19 protein-coding genes are annotated in these 20529 nt (G+C 55.4%); 16 read left to right on the top strand and 3 right to left on the bottom strand.

Translation table 11 applies throughout. The features are described from left to right. Window positions 1-55 precede the first annotated feature (55 nt). From ACORNT_RS14400 to ACORNT_RS14335, 14 genes are all read left to right on the top strand, one after another. The gene (locus ACORNT_RS14400; protein ID WP_321392270.1) at window positions 56-2653 is read left to right on the top strand and encodes a TonB-dependent receptor domain-containing protein; all 2598 of its coding nucleotides are present in this window, start codon (window positions 56-58) and stop codon (window positions 2651-2653) included. Between the two features lie 263 nt (window positions 2654-2916). Beyond that, window positions 2917-3420 carry a type II secretion system protein N gene (locus tag ACORNT_RS14395; RefSeq protein ID WP_321392267.1) on the top strand — a complete coding sequence of 168 codons (504 nt, stop codon included), beginning with the start codon at window positions 2917-2919 and terminating at the stop codon, window positions 3418-3420. 41 nt (window positions 3421-3461) lie between these two features. Then, window positions 3462-5429: a type II secretion system secretin GspD gene (gene gspD, locus ACORNT_RS14390; protein ID WP_321392264.1), complete on the top strand. Its 1968-nt coding sequence runs from the start codon at window positions 3462-3464 to the stop codon at window positions 5427-5429. A 1-nt stretch (window position 5430) separates the two neighbouring features. After that, window positions 5431-6942 carry a type II secretion system ATPase GspE gene (gene gspE, locus ACORNT_RS14385; protein WP_321392261.1) on the top strand — a complete coding sequence of 504 codons (1512 nt, stop codon included), beginning with the start codon at window positions 5431-5433 and terminating at the stop codon, window positions 6940-6942. Next, entirely contained in the window at window positions 6929-8149 is a 1221-nt protein-coding gene (gene gspF / locus ACORNT_RS14380) for a type II secretion system inner membrane protein GspF (protein ID WP_321392258.1), read from the top strand. Before gspE ends, gspF begins: the two co-directional genes overlap by 14 nt. A gap of 17 nt (window positions 8150-8166) precedes the next feature. Beyond that, complete coding sequence (gene gspG, locus ACORNT_RS14375) at window positions 8167-8625, top strand: type II secretion system major pseudopilin GspG (protein ID WP_321392255.1); 459 nt, start codon at window positions 8167-8169, stop codon at window positions 8623-8625. A 20-nt stretch (window positions 8626-8645) separates the two neighbouring features. Then, complete coding sequence (gene gspH / locus ACORNT_RS14370) at window positions 8646-9125, top strand: type II secretion system minor pseudopilin GspH (protein WP_321392252.1); 480 nt, start codon at window positions 8646-8648, stop codon at window positions 9123-9125. Beyond that, window positions 9094-9489 (top strand): type II secretion system minor pseudopilin GspI, encoded by a 396-nt coding sequence (gene gspI / locus ACORNT_RS14365; protein ID WP_321392249.1) that lies wholly within the window; start codon window positions 9094-9096, stop codon window positions 9487-9489. Before gspH ends, gspI begins: the two co-directional genes overlap by 32 nt. Further along, window positions 9486-10100, top strand: coding sequence for a type II secretion system minor pseudopilin GspJ (gspJ, locus tag ACORNT_RS14360; protein ID WP_321392245.1), 615 nt, complete (start codon window positions 9486-9488; stop codon window positions 10098-10100). Before gspI ends, gspJ begins: the two co-directional genes overlap by 4 nt. Next, entirely contained in the window at window positions 10097-11098 is a 1002-nt protein-coding gene (gspK, locus tag ACORNT_RS14355) for a type II secretion system minor pseudopilin GspK (RefSeq protein WP_321392242.1), read from the top strand. Before gspJ ends, gspK begins: the two co-directional genes overlap by 4 nt. Beyond that, a complete protein-coding gene (gene gspL, locus ACORNT_RS14350; RefSeq protein WP_321392239.1) occupies window positions 11095-12225 on the top strand; it encodes a type II secretion system protein GspL in 1131 nt (376 codons plus the stop codon). The genes gspK and gspL overlap by 4 nt, the downstream gene beginning before the upstream one ends. Next, on the top strand, window positions 12222-12701 hold the full coding sequence (gene gspM / locus ACORNT_RS14345) for a type II secretion system protein GspM (RefSeq protein ID WP_321392236.1): 480 nt from the start codon (window positions 12222-12224) through the stop codon (window positions 12699-12701). Before gspL ends, gspM begins: the two co-directional genes overlap by 4 nt. Continuing rightward, window positions 12698-13429: a type II secretion system protein N gene (gene gspN / locus ACORNT_RS14340; RefSeq protein WP_321392233.1), complete on the top strand. Its 732-nt coding sequence runs from the start codon at window positions 12698-12700 to the stop codon at window positions 13427-13429. The genes gspM and gspN overlap by 4 nt, the downstream gene beginning before the upstream one ends. A 32-nt stretch (window positions 13430-13461) precedes the next feature. Further along, window positions 13462-13932: a hypothetical protein gene (locus ACORNT_RS14335; RefSeq protein WP_321392230.1), complete on the top strand. Its 471-nt coding sequence runs from the start codon at window positions 13462-13464 to the stop codon at window positions 13930-13932. A 42-nt stretch (window positions 13933-13974) separates the two neighbouring features. Here the strand turns inward: ACORNT_RS14335 and ACORNT_RS14330 are convergent, their stop codons facing one another. Then, complete coding sequence (locus tag ACORNT_RS14330; protein ID WP_321392227.1) at window positions 13975-14199, bottom strand: LapA family protein; 225 nt, start codon at window positions 14197-14199, stop codon at window positions 13975-13977. A 227-nt stretch (window positions 14200-14426) separates the two neighbouring features. On the opposite strand from ACORNT_RS14330, the gene ACORNT_RS14325 reads away from it, so the two are divergent. Further along, a complete protein-coding gene (locus ACORNT_RS14325) occupies window positions 14427-16115 on the top strand; it encodes a Na/Pi symporter (protein WP_321392224.1) in 1689 nt (562 codons plus the stop codon). Window positions 16116-16127: 12 nt separating this feature from the next. Next, window positions 16128-18614, top strand: a complete 2487-nt coding sequence (locus ACORNT_RS14320; protein ID WP_321392221.1) for a penicillin acylase family protein — start codon at window positions 16128-16130, stop codon at window positions 18612-18614. Window positions 18615-18617: 3 nt separating this feature from the next. Here ACORNT_RS14320 and ACORNT_RS14315 read toward each other — a convergent pair whose 3' ends face one another. Together ACORNT_RS14315 and ACORNT_RS14310 are read right to left on the bottom strand one after the other, a co-directional pair. Continuing rightward, the gene (locus ACORNT_RS14315) at window positions 18618-19427 is read right to left on the bottom strand and encodes a LytR/AlgR family response regulator transcription factor (RefSeq protein ID WP_321392218.1); all 810 of its coding nucleotides are present in this window, start codon (window positions 19425-19427) and stop codon (window positions 18618-18620) included. Then, complete coding sequence (locus ACORNT_RS14310) at window positions 19424-20524, bottom strand: sensor histidine kinase (RefSeq protein WP_321392215.1); 1101 nt, start codon at window positions 20522-20524, stop codon at window positions 19424-19426. The genes ACORNT_RS14315 and ACORNT_RS14310 overlap by 4 nt, the downstream gene beginning before the upstream one ends. Window positions 20525-20529: the final 5 nt, after the last annotated feature.

Genomic DNA, 20529 nt, shown 5'->3' with positions numbered 1-20529 from the left:
TGTAACGCCCGCCGCAGCTCTCTCATTTCAAAAAAAATCACACATGGTGCTTGATATGAAAATCTATTCTAAAAAATTGAAGGGAGCCCTTCTGGCCAGTACGATGATACTGGTGCCGGCAGGGGTTTACGCCCAGCAGGCAGAGCAGGCCAATCCTGATCAGGATATTGAGGAAGTGACCGTCATGGGTCAGTATATTCCTGATGAAAAACGGTCTACCTCTGAAATTTCCAACATTCTTGATGCTGCTGATTTTTCCCGTCTCGGTGACAGCGATATCGCAGGGTCATTGAAGCGTCTCACAGGCCTCAGTGTCGCTGAAGATGGAGTTGTTATCGTCCGTGGTCTTGGCGATCGCTATTCCAACGCCCTGCTTGACGGCGCAAATCTACCCAGTCCCGATCCACTTCGCCGGGTTGTTCCCCTGGATATCTTTCCAGTGAACGTTCTGGACGGCGTTCTTGTCCAGAAGACGTTTTCGCCGGAATTTCCGGGTCACTTTGGTGGCGGTCTTATCGAGATGCGTACAAAGGCGGTGCCTGACGAAGATTTCTTCGAAATCGGTATTTCCACAGCCTACAATACTGTCTCAACATTTGAAGATGGCCTGAGCTACGACCATTCCGACACTGACTGGCTCGGTTTTGATGATGGTCTTCGCGATATGCCGGATGCCATTAAGGCTGATCCCTTCCTGGCAAATATGTCAGACGCGGAACTGGAAGCCGCCGGTGAGGCTATTGCCAATGTCTGGTCAGCTGATTTCCAGGAAAATATGCCGGACTTCGGCCTGGAAGGCACCATGGGCAAGCGCATCGATTTTGACGACAGTAGCCTGGGTATTCTCCTCTCTGTTTCCTATGACAATGAGTACCGAAACAAAACAGGTGTTTTCAATGAGTATATCAATACGTCAGAAGGTGCTGCCCCCAACGACAGAATTGAGCCTGAAGTCTGTGCAGAATTCGGCGCAGCTTCTGAGGATTGTGGTCTGGAAAGTACAACTTTCGAAGTTGATCTGAACGGTATCCTGAATATTGGCTATGAATTCAACGGCAATAACAACATCCAGTTGACTTCATTACTGCTGAGGACGTCGTCTCGTTCGACTACTACCCTTGGCGGTGAGTTTGCCGCTGATACGGGTAAAATATACTCAACGACACAGCTTGAGTGGGTCGAACGCCAGGTATGGTCTAACCAGTTGTCTGGTGAACATTTCTTTGACCTGAATGATGCCGGTGAAACGCAATTTAACTGGCGCGCAGTTTATGCAACTGCCAGTCGTGATGTTCCGATGCGTAAACAGTCCACCTATCAATTTTTTGAAAACCTCGATACGTTCCTGCTGTCCCCTCGGGAGAGTATTCAGCTTGGTAACGGGATTTTCTGGGGTGAACTGGATGACACCATCAATGAATATGGGTTTGACCTGAAACAACCGGTTGAATTCGGTGATATCATGGTCGATCTTTCTGCTGGTGGTATGTATTACAAGAAGGAACGAGAGTCTTCATATTACAGATATCGTTTCGGCTTCCCGTCAACAGGTGCCAGCATCGAGCTCAGAGAACTGGTGCCCGAGATCGTATTCGGGTCATTCAACATCAATCCCGACGGATTTGTGTTGAAATCTAACCTTCTCGCTAGTGACTTCTTTGAAGGTAGTGAAGAAATCCTGGCCGGTTATATCAAGGCAGATGCCCAGATTTCCGAGGATATCCGGCTGGCCATTGGTGGTCGTTTTGAAGATACAGATCAGACAATCACGACAATTGTTGATCTTGACACTTTAGAACAAGTGACTGTTGAGCCGGCAAGCCAGAGGTTCCTGCCCGCAGCGACTCTGACCTGGACTTTTGCGGAAAACATGCAGCTTCGTTTTGCTGCTTCCCAGACCCTGTCCCGGCCTGATCTGAGAGAATTGGCACCTGTCACCTACTATGATGAGTTTAATCGTTCCTATACCGGTAATCCAGAGCTGGAGACCGCAAAAGTGACCAACCTGGATGCCCGTTTTGAATGGTATTTCGGCGAGGATGAATCTCTTACAATCGGTGCTTTCTACAAGGACTTCAAGGATCCGATTGAAGAAACCGTAACGATCATTGGTGACGGCACCAAAAACCTGAGCTGGGAAAATGCCGAATCCGGTGAGCTTTATGGTGTTGAAGTCGAGGCCAACATCAATATTCCGCTCGACGAGACCTTTGAAGGTGAATTCTGGCAAAACCGTATGTTCTATGTGAAGGCAAATGGGACCTATATAAATTCTGAAGTGACCATTGCTGAAGAAAACCTGGGAAGAGCGACCAATGCGATTCGTCCGATGCAGGGCCAGTCAGAGTGGCTCGGAAACCTCCAGATTGGCTGGGACGGTGAAGATGATCGCTTCACAGTCCTCTTGAACTACACTGGTGAGCGTATTGCCAGTGTCGGGACATCTAGCCTTCCGGATCTTGTCGAGGATGCGACCCTCTTTTTAGATCTTGTTTACAAGCGGGATATCCAAGTCGCAGGTGGTGAGATGGAACTGAGCTTCAAAGTTTCCAATATCTTGGATGAAGATTTTGAAATTATTCAGGCTGGATTGGTTGCCGAACAATATAACATCGGCACTACATTCTCCATCGGGGTGAGCCAGAAGTTCTAAGGCTCCTGACAGAACAAAATTTCAAAGGGCATCCACTATAGTGGATGCCCTTTGTCTATAGGCAACAAAACAATCTATATGTAACAAAACAGTCACATCATTGTAATACATAGGTTCCAGAAGTTGACTCTTGGAAATTTTTACTGGGTTGTCGCGTGGCTGTAATAAATTTAAATTCCACTGAAAAGCTGGCCTTCTTTCGGGAAGCGTTCGCACACTTTCCGCTCCGGGGCGGAAGGGCAGAATCGCGGGACAGAACGTTATTGCGTTACCTTGTTCTGGTTCTGGAAATATCTCTCGCCGCCCTGACACTCTATGTCATGGCGCTTTTGTTCTGGGATTTTATTTCCCCGAAACTGCCGGTTGCGGAAACCGGCTCGATTGCAGTGCCCACCAGAATGAAAAGCGGGGCTGTGACCGACTGGACGGTTTTTGCCACAGTCAATCCATTCTACCGCGACCAGAAATCAGAAATTGTCGAGGATACGGTGCTGGCCGACGCCCGGGAAACCAACCTCGACCTTGAACTTTTCGGTATCAGATTCAGCCCGGACGGCAAAGGGGTGGCGATTATCCGCACACCCGACAAACAACAGGGCGCTTTCCGGGTGGGGGATGAAATTTTCAACGGCGTGGTGCTCAATCGTGTGCTTCAGGACCGGGTTGCCATCGAACGCGCTGGTGTGCTGGAAGTCCTGACTTTTCCCGGTCAGCAGGGCACCGGGCAGCTTGGACCGACGGAAGCAGCTCAGGACAAGGCGAAATAACAAACAATGAAATCAGGACAAAAAAAGGTTCGGGCAGGGACATGAGGAAACATTTCAACAGGCTCACATTCATTCTGGCGTTCTTGTCGTCGGCAGTAACGCTACCGGCAACGGCACAGACAAACGAGCCGGCGCTTCTGAACTACCGGCAGGCCGATATCAAGGCCGTGACCGAGGATATTTCCCTTTTGACCGGGCGGTCCTTTATCATTGATCCGCGGGTGTCGGGGAAGGTCACCATTATCTCGCAGGAGCCGGTGGAAAGATCCGCGGTGCTGGAAACTTTCCTGTCGACCCTGAAGGTGCATGGCCTTGCCGTTCTGCCGACGCCGGGCGGCGCCTATAAAATTGTACCCGAGGACCAGGCAGCGGTAGAGGGGCAGATGCTGGCTTCTCCCGAAAGTGCCTCCGACCAGATGATTACTGAAGTGATCAGGCTGCGCCACCTCGATGCCACGGCGGCGTCCAACATGTTAAAAACCCTGGTTGGGAAATCCGGCAGGGTGCTGCCCTATCGTTCCGGCAATGTCCTGATCCTTGTGGACTTCGCGTCCAATATCCAGCGCCTGAAAACCGTATTGGCCGAGGTGGATAAATCCCGTGATGTGGTTCGCATGGTGTCGCTTGCCAATACGTCGCCCAGCGAAATGGCGGAAATACTGGATCAGCTGAAAGGCTCAGGCAGTGGCGAGAATGCGCTCTACAGCGGCTTTACGGTCATCCCGGTGGATGCCAGCGACACTTTGATGATCAAGGGTGAAGAAACCATCATTGACGGTCTTCTGCCGGTGATTGAACAGCTTGATGCCAAACGCAAGTCCAAGGGCGCTCTTCGGGTGGTGAAACTGAATCATGCGGACGGTGAGACCCTGTTGCCGGTGTTGCAGGAGGTCAGCCAGTCCCTGGCAAAGAACAAGGGGGAAAATGCGGGTGCGGCGGGACCGGGGAAAACAAGCATTTCCCTGCATCCGTCCACCAACTCTCTGGTGATCAACGCGGACCCTGAAATGCAGAAGGCGCTGGGCGATGTGATCCGTCAGCTGGATGTGCCCCGCGACCAGGTGATGGTGGAGGGCATTATTGTCGAGGTATCGGACACCACGGCCAAGGAACTCGGCCTGCAGTATTTCCTGTCCGGCAGTAAAACCTCCGGTGTCCCTTTTGTAACCACCAACTATTCCAACAGCACACCCAATATCCTGGCCTCGGCCGGTGCCCTGCTGGCGGCTGATGAACTTGGTGAGGATAGCGATGCCTTGGCGGCTCTGCAGAGCACGGCTATTGATTCAATCCTCGGCATCAACGGTTTTGCCGGCGGTCTGGCTGGTAAATCAAATGGCACGACCTTCGGTTTTATCCTGAATGCCCTGGATGAGGACATCACCTCCAATATCCTGTCGACGCCGTCGGTCATCACTATCGATAACGAGGAAGCGCGTATTCTCGGCGGTCAGGAAATCCCCATCACCACCGGCGAAACCCTGAGCAGCAATAACTCAAATCCCTTTAGGACCGTAAACCGGGAAGATATCGGTGTGAAACTCACCGTCCGGCCGCAGATCAACGGCGAAAACGGTATCCTTGCCCATATTCACCAGGAAGTGTCCAGCGTTGCCGGTACCATCAGCAGTGAATCCACCGACCTGATCACCAATAAGCGCGAGGTGGAAACCACCGTAATGCTGGAGGATGGGGAGATTATGGTGCTCGGTGGCCTGATCCAGCAGGATGAGGCGGTTTCCATGAGCGGGGTGCCGTTGCTGATGGATATTCCCGTTATCGGCCGGGCGTTCAGGAGTGAGGGCAAATCCATGGAACAGCGCAATCTGATGATTTTCCTGCGCATGACCATTATCCGTGACAAGAACCAGCTGCGCAAGGTCACCAACCAGAAATACAATTTCTTCCGCGATGATCCGCTGATGAGGGATGCCTACGGCGGTATCGGCCTTGACGGTGTGATGAACCGGGTGATCGGGGCGACTCCGGAAAAGCCCGAAGGTGAATGAGATGTCCGGCGCGGAAGCACAGATAATCCGGACTCCCATTTCCTACAGTTTTGCTCGGGAAAAGGGCGTTCTGGCGATCCCGGAGGAGGGCAGCCTTGTCCTTGGCCTGCGTCCCGATGCGGCACTTGCGGATATTCTGGAAGCGCGCCGGGTTTTGCCGACGCCGGCCGTTCTGCGTCGGCTGGAGCGAACGGAATTTGAAAAATACCTGTCGGATATCTATGCCATGGGTGACCTCGCTTCCGAGGATCTGTCCGACAGCCTGGAAGAGGAAAGCAGTCTTGACAGTTTTATCGAAGGCATGCCCAAGACAGCCGATCTTCTGGATAGTACTGACGATGCGCCGATCATCCGGCTGATCAACGGCCTGATTGCCCAGGCGGTCCGGCTTAAGGCTTCCGACATCCATCTGGAGCCCTTTGAAAGCCGCCTGTCCGTGCGCACCCGGGTGGACGGGGTGATGCAGGAGATTCTCAGCCTCAATGCGCGTCTGTCCTCTTTGCTGGTGTCCCGCATCAAGGTGATGGCGCGGCTGGATATTGCCGAAAAACGCATTCCCCAGGACGGCCGCATTTCCCTGTCGCTGGGGGAGCGGACCCTTGACGTTCGTGTGTCCACCCTGCCGTCCCAGCATGGAGAGCGGGTCGTAATGCGCCTGTTGGACAAGTCCCAGGCTCAGATTGGTCTGGCCGATCTGGGCATGGAGTCTGAGACTCAGGCCCGGATGGAAGCACTGCTGGAGGAACCAAACGGTGTCATTCTGGTCACCGGTCCCACCGGATCGGGTAAAACCACAACCCTTTATGCATCGCTGTCGCGCCTGAATAACGCCACCCGCAATATCCTGACAGTGGAGGATCCGGTGGAATATGCCCTCGACGGGATCGGTCAGACCCAGGTCAATGCCAAGGTCGGCATGACCTTTGCTGCCGGTCTGCGCGCTATTCTGCGCCAGGATCCGGACGTGGTCATGGTCGGGGAAATCCGCGATCCGGAAACGGTCGAGGTGGCGGTGCAGGCCTCACTCACCGGCCATCTGGTTCTGTCCACCGTTCACACCAACAGCGCCATCGGCGCCATCACCCGCCTGCGGGATATGGGGGTGGAGCCGTTCCTGCTGTCGTCCACCATCAAAGGCATTCTGGCCCAGCGTCTGGTGCGCCGGCTTTGCCCGTCATGCAAACGGGAAAAGACGATTGCCGCGGCGGAACGGAAACTCTCCTCAGGCCATCTGACGGAGGGAGAGAAGGTCTATGAAGCCGTGGGCTGTGAGGCATGTCATCATACCGGTTATTCCGGTCGTATCGGTCTTTACGAACTGGTGGTCATCAACGAAACCCTGCGCCGCATGATCTATAATTCCGCCAGCGAGCAGGAAATGGAAGCAGAAGCCTTCAGATCTGCCGGCAGCCTGTTTATTAACGGCCTCAAGGCGGTGAGGGACGGCGGGACCTCTCTGGAGGAAGTTCTCAGGGTCTGTCGTCATCAGGAGGATGCTGATGGCGGTCTTTGAATATGTGGCCCTGGATCACAAGGGGCGCAAAAAGAAAGGTGTGGTGTCTGCTGACAGCAGCCGCCAGGCGCGAAAGGATCTGCAGGATCGGCAGATGATGCCGATCAGCCTTGAACAGGTGGATCGCAAAGCTGAAAACTCCCCGTTCACTAAATGGCTGGGGCGCGAAAAAATCGGCGCGAAGGATCTGGCCATGCTAACCCGCCAGCTGGCCACCATGATCAATGCGGCGGCGCCGGTTGAGGAAGCTCTTTCCATGACTGCCGAGCAGACCGACAATCCGTCGATTTCGAAAAAACTGATGGCGGTGCGGTCCCGGGTGACGGAAGGCCGTCGTTTTTCCGAAGCTCTGGCTCTTTACCCTGATGACTTCAGCAGTTTCTACCGCTCCCTCGTTGCCGCCGGGGAGGTATCCGGCGCCATGGGACAGGTGCTGCAACGGCTGGCCGATCATCTCGAAAAATCCCAGCAGCTGAGAAACAAGATTCTGACGGCAACCCTCTATCCCTGCATGCTGGCGATGGTGGCGGTCACGGTGGTGATTATCCTGATGACCTTCATTGTGCCCAAGGTGGCCGGTCAGTTCGAGAGTATGGGACAGACCCTGCCGTTCCTGACCAGAACGATGATTTTCCTGTCTGACGGCATGCGCGAGTATGGGGTTTTTATCCTTGCAGGACTGGCACTTGTAGTGTTTTTCTTCCTGCGTAGTTTAAAAGAAGAGAAGTTCCGCCGCCGCTTCGACGGTTGGATGCTCAGGCTCCCATTGCTGGGCAAACTGGTCAGGGGACTTTATGCGGCCCGGCTGGCCCGGACCCTGTCGACGCTGATCGCCAGCGGATCGCCGGTGATGGAGGGACTGCGGTCTGCCGGTCATACCATGCAGAACCTGGTGATGCGGGAGGCGGTGGAAAAAATGGTCACCCAGATCAGCGAGGGCACCAGCCTGTCCCGGGCTCTGCGCAATTCCGGTGTTTTTCCGGGGATCGTGATTTATATGGCCAGCGCCGGTGAGAAAAGCGGCCAGTTGCCCGACATGCTGGAAAAGTCCGCCGACTATCTGGAAAGTGATTTTGAGACATTTATCGCCACGGCCCTCAGCCTGCTGGAGCCCGGCATTATTATAGTTATGGGGGCGGTTGTCGCCCTGATTGTATTGTCCATCCTGCTGCCGATCCTGCAGCTGAACACGATGGCGCTTGGTTAAGTTACGGAGAAAGAGATATGTCTGCACATCCTGAAAACAAGGCGCAGCAGCCGGAAGTTACTAAAGAATCCGGTTTTACCCTGGTCGAACTGATGGTGGTGATTGTCATCATCGGCCTGTTGGCCACGGTAGTGGTGATCAATGTCCTGCCGAGCCAGGACAAGGCCATGGTGGAGAAGGCCAGAACCGACATCAGCCGCCTGCAGATGGCGCTGGAAATGTACCGCAAGGACAATCTGTCCTTCCCCACTACCGAGCAGGGTCTTGAAGCGCTGGTTACCGAACCCGGCGGTCTGCGCCAGCCGGAACGTTATCAGAAGGGCGGTTATATCCGTGAACTCCCCGACGATCCCTGGGGTATGCCGTATCAGTATCTGATGCCGGGCGAACATGGCGATTATGACATCTACTCCACGGGGGCGGACGGCCGTCTGGGCGGTGAGGACCTGGACAAGGATATCGGAAACTGGAAATAGCATGAAACGGGGCAAATAGCGTGACGCAGAATAGGCAGGCAGGATTCACTTTGGTCGAGCTGATGGTAGTGATTGTCATCATCGGGCTGATGGCCGCTGTGGTTGTCCTGAATATGCCGTCGCCGGTCTCCGATCTTGAAAAAGGGACGCAGAAACTTGCGGCCCGCCTGCAGCTTGCAGCAGAAGAAAGCATTCTGGCCGGGCAGGTGACCGGCGTACGTGTTTCATCCGAAGGATATGAATTTCTGGCCTATCGCCGCGGCCGCTGGATCCCTATGGATTTACCGGGAGATGAATGGCCGGAAGGGGTCATGGTCCGCCTTGTCAGGGATAATCTGCCTGTTGACCTGGCTGGTAACCAGTCGGAAAAATTGCCGTCTCTGTGGTTTGACCCGTTGGGAGACCAGTTGTCATTTTCCATTGAAATCAGTGAATTGGAACATAAATTTAAAGTATCAGGAGAGGAAAATGGCGAGATCGTTATCACCCGAACTCCCTGATACGCACGGCGAAAGTGGATTTTCGCTGGTGGAAATCATGGTTGCCCTGTTTGTCTTCAGTATCGCCGCCCTGGCGCTGGTTAAGATGGGCGGGGAAAATATACGCAATCTGTCGCTGATCGAACAGCGGACACTGGCGGGTATTGTCGCCGAAAACCAGCTTGCCCTGACTGTTGCAAAAAAGGGTGAAATCCGTCCCGGTGTGCAGACTGGCAGCGAACAGCAGGACGGCATTGACTTTGACTGGCAGGTGCAGATCCGGCCGGCGCCGGATCCGAAAATATATGAGGTCCGGGTCCGGGTGCTTGATCGGGAGAACAGGCAGGAGCTTGCCCTGCTGACCGGATACAGGGGGCGCGAATGAGTAACGATCGCGGTTTTACCCTGGTTGAGGTTATGGTTTCTCTGACCATTTTTGCCCTGCTTTCCGTCATGGGAGTGGCGATCCTGTCGTCTGCTGTATCCGGCAGGGATGTGGTGGAGGAAGGTTCCGCTCATCTCAGGCAGCTTCAGGTCAGTCGTTCCCTGATGAAGTCCGATTTCCTGCAGCTCGCCCGGCGCCAGGCCCGGGATGCCTATGGCGGGGCCCTGCAGAACGTCTTTGCCGGATATCAGCCGGAAGGCCGGGATGCTTTCATGAGTTTCGTGCGCAGGGGCTGGATCAATCCCGGTCAGATGCAGCGGCGGGCGGAACTGCAGCGGGTGAGTTATGTCCTCAGGGACGGTAATTTCATACGCCAGCTGTCCCCCCATGTTGATCCGGCCAAAGAAGAGGATGTCTCCGAACGGGTCCTGTTGTCTGGAATCAAACGGCTGGAAACGGCCTTTTACCTGAACGGTCAGTGGTTCGACGTCTGGGAAAGCCGGACCGGAGAGAATGTGGAGCTGCCGCAGCTTGTCTCCGTTGACGTGGAGTTCCTGGATGGACGCCACCTCAAACAGATCTTCATGACGTCACAGGGACGTAGCTCATGAGAATGCGTCAGACCCTGAAATATGACCGGGAAACCGGGGCGGCGCTGATCACTGTGTTGCTGCTGGTGGCGATCATATCCGCGCTGGTGGTCGGCATGCTGGACCAGCTCCGCTTTAATGTGCGTCACGCCGGCACCATGGAAAAACAGCAACAGGCGGAATGGTATGCCCTGGGGCTGGAGGAATATGCCGCCGGTATGATGAAAAGCCTGCACAAACTGTCGGCCGACAAGACCACGGACAAACAGCTGGACCGGGTATCCTCCTTCAATGTACCGACAGCCGGCGGACTGATACACGGACAGGTCCGGGACGGCGGCAATTGTTTCAACCTGAACAGCGTGGTGAAACGGCATAATGGTTATACCCTCATGATCCGGGAAACCGGTCGTGAGCAATATCTTGTCCTGTTGAAAACGCTCGGCATTGCGGCCGGGGATGCGGTCATCCTTGCCAATCGTCTGGTTGACTGGATCGACAGCGACAGCGCCCCCATGACCTGGGGCGCGGAAGATTATCACTATATGGGGCTGGAACAACCCTACCGGACCGCCAACACGCTTCTGGCCAATGTCAGCGAGCTCCGCCAAATCGAGGGGTACACGCCGGAAATACTTTATCTGATCAGGGATTATGTCTGTGCGCTGCCGACGGCAGACCTGAGCCCGATCAATGTCAACAGCCTCAAACCGGAACAGGCCGCCCTGCTGGTGATGATGCTGGGCGAGGAACTGGATTTGAACAAGGCGGAACTGGTGATCGAGAAGCGGCCCGACGGCGGCTATGACAGCCTTCAGGCCTTCTGGGCGGACCCGCTGCTGCTCGACACGCCGCCGAACCTGGAAGTGCAGGACCAGGTATCCCTGACCACCCGCTATTTCGAACTGAGGGCGGAAGTGTCCTATTATGAACGTTACCTGACCATGACGTCGGTGCTTGAACTGGAGAATAATGGCGATGTGCGCCTTGTCTCCCGTCAATTTGGAGAAACACTGTGAGTATCGGGGTAATCCTTTACATTGATCCCGCCGGAAAGATCAACTGGCGCCGGGCATCCGGGACCGGACAAACGCCTCAGCCCCTGGCTGACGGCATTGCCTGCCGGGCCGCAATGGATGAGAACCGCAGCCTGCTTGTCAGACTGGTTCTGCCGGGAACAAAAGTCTCTTCCCGGATTCTGGACATGCCGGACACGTCCGAGGAAAATGCCCGGGCTGCGGTCGGCTTTCTGATGGAGGACAATCTGGCGGTTCCGGTGGCCAAAACCCATCTGGTCAGTAAAAAGCTGGAGGACGGCAAACGGCTTGTGCTGGCGGTGGCCCATGCCGACATGGAAAGCTGGCTCGGGGAACTGAAGGAAATGGATATCCGGCCGGACGAGGTGACGGTTGATTTCCAGCTTCTGGCGCCGACCGGTCAGCCCGCTTCTGTCGAGACAGACGGTCATCGCTATTTCCAGCAGGAGCAGGGCGACGGTTTTGTATTGGACCGGGATACCCTGGGGGAACTGGACCAGAATGGTTTTGCCGGAACAGACGACATGCCGGTTCCGTCGGTGGCCGACCGAGGCGGCCTGTTTGATCTGTTCGCGGTTTCCGGGGCGCTGCTCAATATGCTGCAGGGACCTTATGACACCCAGGCCTCGCTTATGGAATATTTCAAACCGCTTGCCCGGGTGGCAGTCCTGGCGCTTGTGGTATTTGTCTTTTACCTCGGTCATCTGGGGCTGGAGGCCCGGGCCTGGCGACAGGCAGCAGATGTGCTGGACAGCCAGGCCGAGATTCTGTTCAAGCAGGCCTTTCCCGATGTGACCCGGATTGTCAATATCCGGGCCCAGCTCAAGTCAAGAACCGCCGGGGCCGAAGAGGGGGGAGAAGACAACTTTATGCTGCTGAACAGTCGCCTGTTTGATGTGCTGGCAAAAAATAACGAAGTTCAGCTCGACAAGATGCGCTATGGCAGCAATGACGGTCGACTCTATGTGACATTGTCGACAGGAAGTTTCGAGCTTCTGGAGGGATTTAAGCGGGAGTTGATGTCCGGTAGTCTGATGGTGCAGGACCAGGGTGCACGACAGGACGGTACCCGGGTCAGCGGCGATTTTGCTCTGGAGGTGACCCCATGATGTGGTTTATGCATTTGTCCCGCCGGGAGCGGGCACTTGTTGTCGGGGCAGCATTCCTCGGCGTGCTGGTTTTCGGCTGGCTTGCGATCTGGTCGCCTGTTACCGGTTATCATCAGGATGAAAAACGGAATTATATCCGCGCGGCCGGGGATTATGATTTCGTGCGCCAGAGCCTGGCCCGGATGCCGGTACTGACGGAGCAGTCGCAAGAACAGGCCGGAGATGAAGAGATTTCCCTGCGTGTGGCGGCCGGACAGACGGCACGGAGTATGGGCCTTGCCATAACCCGCCTGCAGCCGGGGGAAAAGGATACCTTGACCCTGTGGTTCGACAGTGCCGACGGCGGTCTGCTGTTCCAGTGGCTGGCCCGGATCGGACAGCGCTACGGCATCCAGGTGAAGAATATTGCCGTGAACAAGAATGAAGGCCAGGGAACGGTTCGCGCACAGGTGACGCTTGGCAGGAGCGGGGCATGAGAGACTATTTGAAAATTGGCCTGCCGGTTTTGCTGGTCTTTATTAGCGCCCTGATCAGCCTGATGCCGTTGCGCACGGCCATGATGATGGGCAAACCCGCTTTCTTTGGCTATCAGCGGGTGGAAGGCACCGTCTGGAACGGAAAGTTCCACTATCCGCGGATTGCCGGGCAGGAAGTTCGTTCTCTTGCGGTCTCACTTTCTCCCTCAGGTCTGTTGACCGGCAGGGCGGTGACGGAGTTTCGCCTGGTCGGGGATGAAGTAAAGGGGGATGGCACTCTTGCCCTGTCCCTGGGCGGAACCATGCAACTGACCGATGCGGCGTTTGATGTCACTCTGGAACGGCAGGCGGGAATGGTCCGCTTTCAGGGCGGTATTTATCTCAGCATCGACCGGCTTGAGTTGACGGATCAGGGGTGTGAGATGATTGAGGGCGCCTTTCGCACTGATCTGATGACCCCCCTGTCGAACATGGGGCTGTGGACTGTGCCGGAGAATACCGGTGCCCTGACCTGTAACAACGGACGGATCGTCATGGCCATAACTGACGGCGCCGGCGAAGAGCGGCGTCAGGTGAGCTTTACCTTTGATCCGTTGCAAATGCGTCTGGATACTGATATTTCCATCAGGACCGGTTTACAGGAAGTGCGCGACAAGCTGCAACAGGCGGGCTTTCGCAAACGGAACAACAACTGGGTCTGGCATCATCAGGAAAGGTTCGGATCGTGAGAATAACAGGCAGGAAATCAATCGGCGTTCTCATGATGCTCATCGCAATGTCTGTGCTGACCGGCTGCACCACCGCCGGATCAGACAAGGGCAAGCGTGACAGGGCGCCGGCGTTTCGGGCCTATGTCTTTGAATCCGGCATCTCAACCCTGCCGCCCCGGACCATGGAGGCCGGCCAGTGCGGTCTGTTCTTATGGTCAAAGGTGCCGCAAAGGGAGCTTGTTTTTTATTCCGTCAGCAAGAATATGGCCGGCGACATGGTCATTGACGGCATAGCCCGGTCACTGGAACGGACCTCGGCCGAGGGCGAAGGATTTTACGGCCAGTTCACTCGTCAGATCTTTGCCGGCGAGGGGTATGAGGTGCAGCTTTTGCTGGAGCCGGAAATCCGTGACGGCATGGCTGACTCCGTCGTTGTCCCGCGCGGCAGCCTGCGTTTGAGAAAGCCCGACGGCTGGGAACATGTCATGGCCGTTGGCGGTCTGATCAGCTGTCAGAAATGATGTTTTTCAGACGGACTGGAACGTCTTGCAGAACATGCTGTTTTATTCTTCCAGATCGTCTTCGTCATCGTCGCGGGCATCCATAAGCATTGAGGCCAGGAAAAGCCCCAGCAGAACACCAACGGCCAGTACCAGAAATATCATCAAGGCCCTGGACATGGAAAAGGTCCAGAACAGGAATTTGATATCTACGATGGTTGCATTTTGCAGGGTAAAAATAAAAATAAGTCCCAAGAGGCTCAGGCCGGTAATCAGTTTTGATTTCATAGTGGTCACTCCCGTTTATTATGTCCCCCGGGGAACTGGTTTGATTTCTGACGGGGGGTGCAGCTAAAAATCTACTATGGTTATAAGTTGCCTTCCATGATTTTCGGTCAAGGCGGTTGCTGTGAAACTTTCTCAGTTTACTGTTAATAATGTGGATGCGCCAGTATTCTGGACATGAATTCTGATTTTCCGTGACGAATATTTGTGATATGCCGTGAGGGATGACCATGGAAATATTATTCAATGCCGCCGGGGGACTGGCTCTGTTCATGATGGCGATGGCCATGATGACGGACGGTCTCAAGGTCTTTGCCGGCAGCGCGCTGAAGAACATTCTCCAGAACTGGACGTCGAGTGTGACCCGGGCTGTCCTGACCGGTGCCCTGATCACCGGCTTTGTTCAGTCTTCCAGTGCGGTAACGGTGGCGACCATCGGTTTTGTCAACGCCGGTATCCTGTCTCTGCGTCAGGCGATCGGGGTGATTTTCGGCTCCAATGTGGGCACCACCATCACCGGCTGGCTGGTCAGCATTATCGGTTTCGGCATCAAGATCGAGGCCCTGTCCATGCCTATGCTCGCGCTGGGTGTCCTTATTCGTTATACGTCCGGTTCCAAGCGCATTCAGGGATTGGGCCAGTCGATGATCGGGCTGGCCCTGTTTTTCCTCGGGCTTTCCATCCTCAAGGCCTCCTTTTCCGGTGTGGCAGACACCTTCGGCAGCGGGATATTCACCACCCGGGATGTGGGCGGGGCCTGGATCTTTGTTTTGATCGGTTTTGTTATCACGGTGCTGACCCAATCTTCCAGTGCGGCGATCGCCATTATTCTGACGGCTGCCGGCGAAGGTGTGGTCGGGGTGAATGTGGCTGCCGCCGCCATCATCGGCGCCAATGTAGGTACCACCTCGACAGCGGTTCTGGCGGCTCTCAATGCCACCCCTAACGCGAAAAGGGTGGCCGCCGGACATGTGGCCTTCAATGTACTGACTGGATTGCTGGCGCTTGTTATGCTGCCACTGGTGATCTGGTTTGTCGCCAAAGCCGGTCATCTGATCGGCATTTCCGACCAGCCGGTACCGTTTTTGGCCTTTTTCCATACGGCATTCAATATTCTCGGCGTCCTGTTGCTGTCGCCTTTTGTGAACAGGCTGACCAGGGTGCTGGAGAAAATGTTCAGGACCCAGGAAGAAACCATCAGCCGTCCGCAGTTTCTTGACCAGACGGTTTCAAAAACACCAGTACTGGCCATGGCGGCCATCTGGAAGGAACTGGACCGGCTCTATGACCTTTCCTGTGACCTTGCTCTTCTGGCTATTAAAAGCAGAAATGGTACCGAGCGGCTTGTGGAAAAACAATCCGAAGCCATTTATAGCCTTGGCAAGACGATCACCGATTTCGCCATACATTTACGCATGGAGAGCATGGCGCGGGAACAGGCGGAGGATCTGCCGTCTTCCATCAGGACCACCCGTTATCTGGAAGAAGTGGCGCGCATGGCGCCAAATCTCTGCGCCCTGGTAATTTCCACTGACAGTCTGCTGGAGGGGAAGACCCGCACTCAGTTACAGGCATTCCTGTCCGTGACGGAGAGGTTTGTTACCTCTTATGCCCGTCATGAAGATGGCCCGCAGGACAGGGAAGTCAGGATGGCGGCGGTGGCAGAGTTCAAGGAAATTTATCAGGACACCAAAGCTGAAATGCTGTGGGCGGCGGCCGAAAAACATCTGTCCATTGATGAAGTGGACGAATTCCTGGATCAACTCAGCCGTACCCGTCGCCTGGTCGAACAGCTTGCAAAAGCGGATCACATCATTGATCTGAAAAAGAACGGGATGCAGGAGCCTGAAAATAATTCTGACGACGCTGACCTGGAGGAAGAGGCCGGTCAAGCCGACATGCAGGAAGACAATATATAAAGGGAGAAGACGATGAAAATTACGTTGAGGATACTGCAATTTATAGTGCTGGCCGCATTGGTCTCTCCTTCAGCCTTTGGCGCGGAACAGGGCTCGGTAAAGATCATTCGCGACGGCTATGGCGTGCCGCATATCTATGCCGATAAGACTTATGGCCTGTTTTACGGCTATGGCTATGCGGTGGCCCAGGACCGGCTGTTCCAGATCGAAATGATCCGCCGTTCAGCCATGGGCACGGTGGCGGAGGTGCTGGGCCCGGACTATCTCTCCTTTGATAAAAATATCCGGTCCTCTTATGATCTGCGCTCCATCAGGGCCCAGGTAGAGGCGCTGCCGAAGGAACGGCGCGATATCCTCGACGGTTATGCGGCGGGCATGAATGCCTGGATTGCCGAGGTCGAAAAAGCGCCGGGAAAATACCTGCCCCGGGAATACAGTGATTTTGGCTTCACGCCGTCACACTGGACTGCCGTCGATGTGGCCATGGTCTTTGTCGGCGCCATCGCCCACCGCTTTTCCGATTTCAATACGGAACTTGAGAACCTGGCTTACCTCAACGACCTGATCGCCCGCCATGGCAAGGAGACGGGCTGGCAGATTTTCAACCAGACCAACTGGATCAATGATCCCACGGCGCCGACCACGGTGCCGGGCAGGAATGCCGGGAAATTTTCTGAACGGCAGGACATGCCGACCCATTTGGCGGGGCTCGGGGGTTCTACAAAACAGAAGCTGATCCTGGATAAAGACGGCAGTTATTTCCACGGAACAGAGGAACAGGCCGCCGACTACCGGGCCCGGGAGCTGGCATCTTCGGGCCTTAGCGGCCCGGCCGGATATCCTTCCGCCAGCAACATCTGGGTGGTCGGCAAAAACAAGGCCAAGGGCGTCAACGGCGTATTGCTCAACGGCCCCCAGTTCGGCTGGATCACCCCGTCTTACGTGTATAACGTCGGTCTGCACGGCGCCGGCTATGACCTGGTCGGCAACGCCTATTTTGCCTCGCCCGCAGTGTTTTTCGGCCGCAATGACAAGATCAGCTGGGGCAGCACCGCCGGCATGGGCGATACGGTCGACATCTATGCGGAAAAGCTCAATCCCGCCAACCCCCGCGAATATCACTATAACGGCGCCTACAAATCCATGGACAAGCGGCTGGAGGTGATCAAAGTCAAGGACAGTACGCCAGTGACTATTGAAGTGCTCAGCACTGTCCACGGGGCCGTTGAGCAGATGGATGAGGCAAATGGCGTGGCCTACAGCCGCAAACGCACTTGGGAGGGACGGGAGCTCGAAACCCTGATGGCCTTCGTCGATGAAAATACCGCGACCGACTGGGACAGCTTTATGGAGGCGGCGTCGCGCTGCGCCGTGTCGGTCAACTGGTACTTCCTCGATCAGGCCGGCAACATCGGTTACGCCATCGGCGGCCACTATCCGGAACGTCCCGCGGGCCAGGACCCGCGCCTGCCGGCCAGTGGTACCGGCGACATGGAATGGCAGGGGATGAAGCCCTTTTCCACCAATGCCCAGGTCTATAATCCGGACACAGGTTATATCGTCAACTGGAACAACAAGCCGTCCGACGACTGGGACAATGCCGATCCCTGGTATTTCATCTGGACCAAAGCCGACCGGGTCAATGCGCTCAGCCGGGAACTGGAGGCGAAAGACCGCCTGACGGTCAAGGAGGTGGAGAAGGTGAATGAAGCCGGATCCTTCGCCGATGTGAATGTGCGTTTTTTCCTGCCTCATCTGGAACGGGCGGTGGCAGAACTTCCCGATGACGCGCCGGAAAAACGCCTGGTCAGGCTGCTCACCGACTGGGACAAGCAATGGACCGATAAAAACCGGGACGGTTATTACGACAGTCCCGCCAACGCCATCATGCACCAGTGGCTGACCCTCATGCTGGAGAAGACCCTCAAGGATGATGTGGGCGGGAAATTCTTCTATTTCTATGCCTCGCCGGGGTATGCCACCGAGCCGATGACCGCCTCGGTCAATGTCTCGCCTGGCGCCCGGGTGCTGTTTAACGCCCTGCAGGGGAAGGCGGCAGGCGTGCCCCAGGTCTATGATTTCTTCAACGGCGAAGATAAAGACATGCTGATCCGCAGGGCGCTGACCGAAACCCGGAGTGCGCTCAGTAACCGCTTCGGCGGCAATGCGGATGACTGGCTGCTGCCGGTGGCGAAGCAGATCTTCCGGGCCTATAACTTCTACGGCATTCCCCAGACCACGCCGGAACACGCCAGGGCCGCCTATATCAACATGAACCGGGGGTCCGAAAACAATGTGGTGGTGATGACCGACAAGGGCATTACCTCAAAGGATGTGGTTGCTCCGGGGCAATCGGGATTCATCGCGCCCGACGGCACTGAAGATAAACATTTCAACGACCAGATGGGGCTTTATGAAAGCTTCCGCTACAAGCCCTTGCCCTTCAGTGAGAAAGAGGTGAAAAAAGCCGCAAAATCGAGTATCGTACTGGAGTATTGAGGGTTAAAGGAACCGTGCCAGAACCTCCCGGTAGTTGCGGCTGACCTGCAGCTCGCCGCCGCCCTCCAGCACCACTTCATATTTCCCGCCTGACGTGGGCCGCAGTTCCCTGACCTTGGTCATGTTGATGATGGTGGAACGATGCACCCGCTGGAAAATTTCCGGGTTCAGGCGTTTCACCATATTCTTCATGGTTTCGCGCAGGATATGGGTCTTTCCGTCCGCATGCAGGCACATATAGTCGCCGGCTGCATCAATCCAGTCGATGCTGGTGACATCGACCCGGGTGATTTGTCCCCGGTCCTTGATGCTGAGGTGGCTTTCATAAGGGGAATGGGGCGTGAGCTCCGTATTGTTGATGATTTCAGAAAGCTCCTCCGGCGGTTCCGGCATCGACCGCATCAGGTCGACGAGTCTTGCGTTCTGTTCAATGGCGATCCGGTCGGACAGTTGTTCGCGGACCCGCTGGATGCTCTGGGCGAGGCGGTCTTCCTCCACTGGTTTCAGCAGGTAATCCAGTGCATGGGACTCAAAGGCCTGGATGGCGTAATTGTCATAGGCGGTGACAAAGATGATCAGCGGCAGTTCCTCCCGGATCAGGCTCTTGACCACGGCAAAACCGTCAAAGCCCGGCATCTGGATATCAAGGAATACAAGGTCGGGTTTTTCGGTGCGAATCGCCTTGATCGCCTCCCGGCCGTTGGAGCAGTTGCCGATGATCTCGATATCGTCAAATTCCTCAAGCCGGATCTGCAGGCCGCGGAGGGCCAGCGGTTCGTCATCAACCAGCAGGGTTCTTATTTTTTTTGTCATTCTGCCACCTCGGACAATGTCTCTTCCTTCGATTCATAGGGTATTTTTATGGTTATTTTCAGGCCCGTGGGGGAGTTGGGGCCGATTTTGAATTCATGATCTTCGGGATACAGCTGTTCCAGCCGCTCCCGGGTGTTGGCAATGCCGACACCGCTGGAGGTAATCCTGTCTTCCCGATGCGCCGCCAGACCCGGTCCGTTGTCGGTCAGGATGATCACCAGTTTATTGTCTTCCACTGTCGCCCGGAGCGTGATCTTGCCGCCGTTTTCCATCGGGGCAATGGCGTATTTGATGGCGTTTTCCACCAGCGGCTGCAGCAGCAGGCTGGGGATCATGGCCACTCTGGCGGCCTCATCGACATCAAAATCCAGTTCAAGCCGGTCCTGGAAACGCACTTTTTCGATATCGAGATAGAGCCAGAGGGCATAAAGTTCCTCGTCCACGGTCATTTTCTGCATGGGCTGGCTGACCAGGCTGAAGCGCAGGAAGGCACTGAGCTTTGACAACATGTTGTTGGCTTGCTTGGTCTGTTTGTCCAGCACCAGGGTGGAAATGGCGTTCAGTGTATTGAACAGGAAATGGGGGTTCAGCTGATAGCGCAGCATCTTGAGCTGGGCCTGATGGGCCTGGGCCATGGCCTGGAGGTATTTTTCCCGCTGTTCCTGCAGCTCGATCTGGTTGTTGATAATAAAATACAAACCGGTCCAGGTCAGCAGCACGAACACATCATAAAGGGCGTTGGAGAGGAATTCCCAGCCGCGCGGGTTCCAGTCCGGCTCATAGGTCTGAACGTAAGTCCAGACCTCGACCGTGGAAAAGATCAGCGAGCCGATCACCACCGCGGTGGTTACCGACAGCAGCATGGTCACCGGGGGCGGCGAGATCTGCCGCAGTTTCTGGTAGATATAGCGCAGGCCCAGGGTGACGATGAAACCGCCGAGGGTGCCGAACAGGGTGGCATAGAAATATTCCGGATCGCGGCCGTGGGCATAACCGTTCAGGGTCCGGATCGCACAGAAGGCGATCCAGCCGGTGATCTGCAGCAGCCAGAAAATACTTTCCTTATACTGGATGATGTTCCTGAGTTTATTTTTCAAACGAT

This window comes from Emcibacter sp. (assembly GCF_963675455.1).
GTDB lineage: Bacteria > Pseudomonadota > Alphaproteobacteria > Sphingomonadales > Emcibacteraceae > Emcibacter.
The sequence above is the reverse complement of the archived record's forward strand: the minus strand, read 5'-3'. Positions and strand labels throughout refer to the sequence as shown.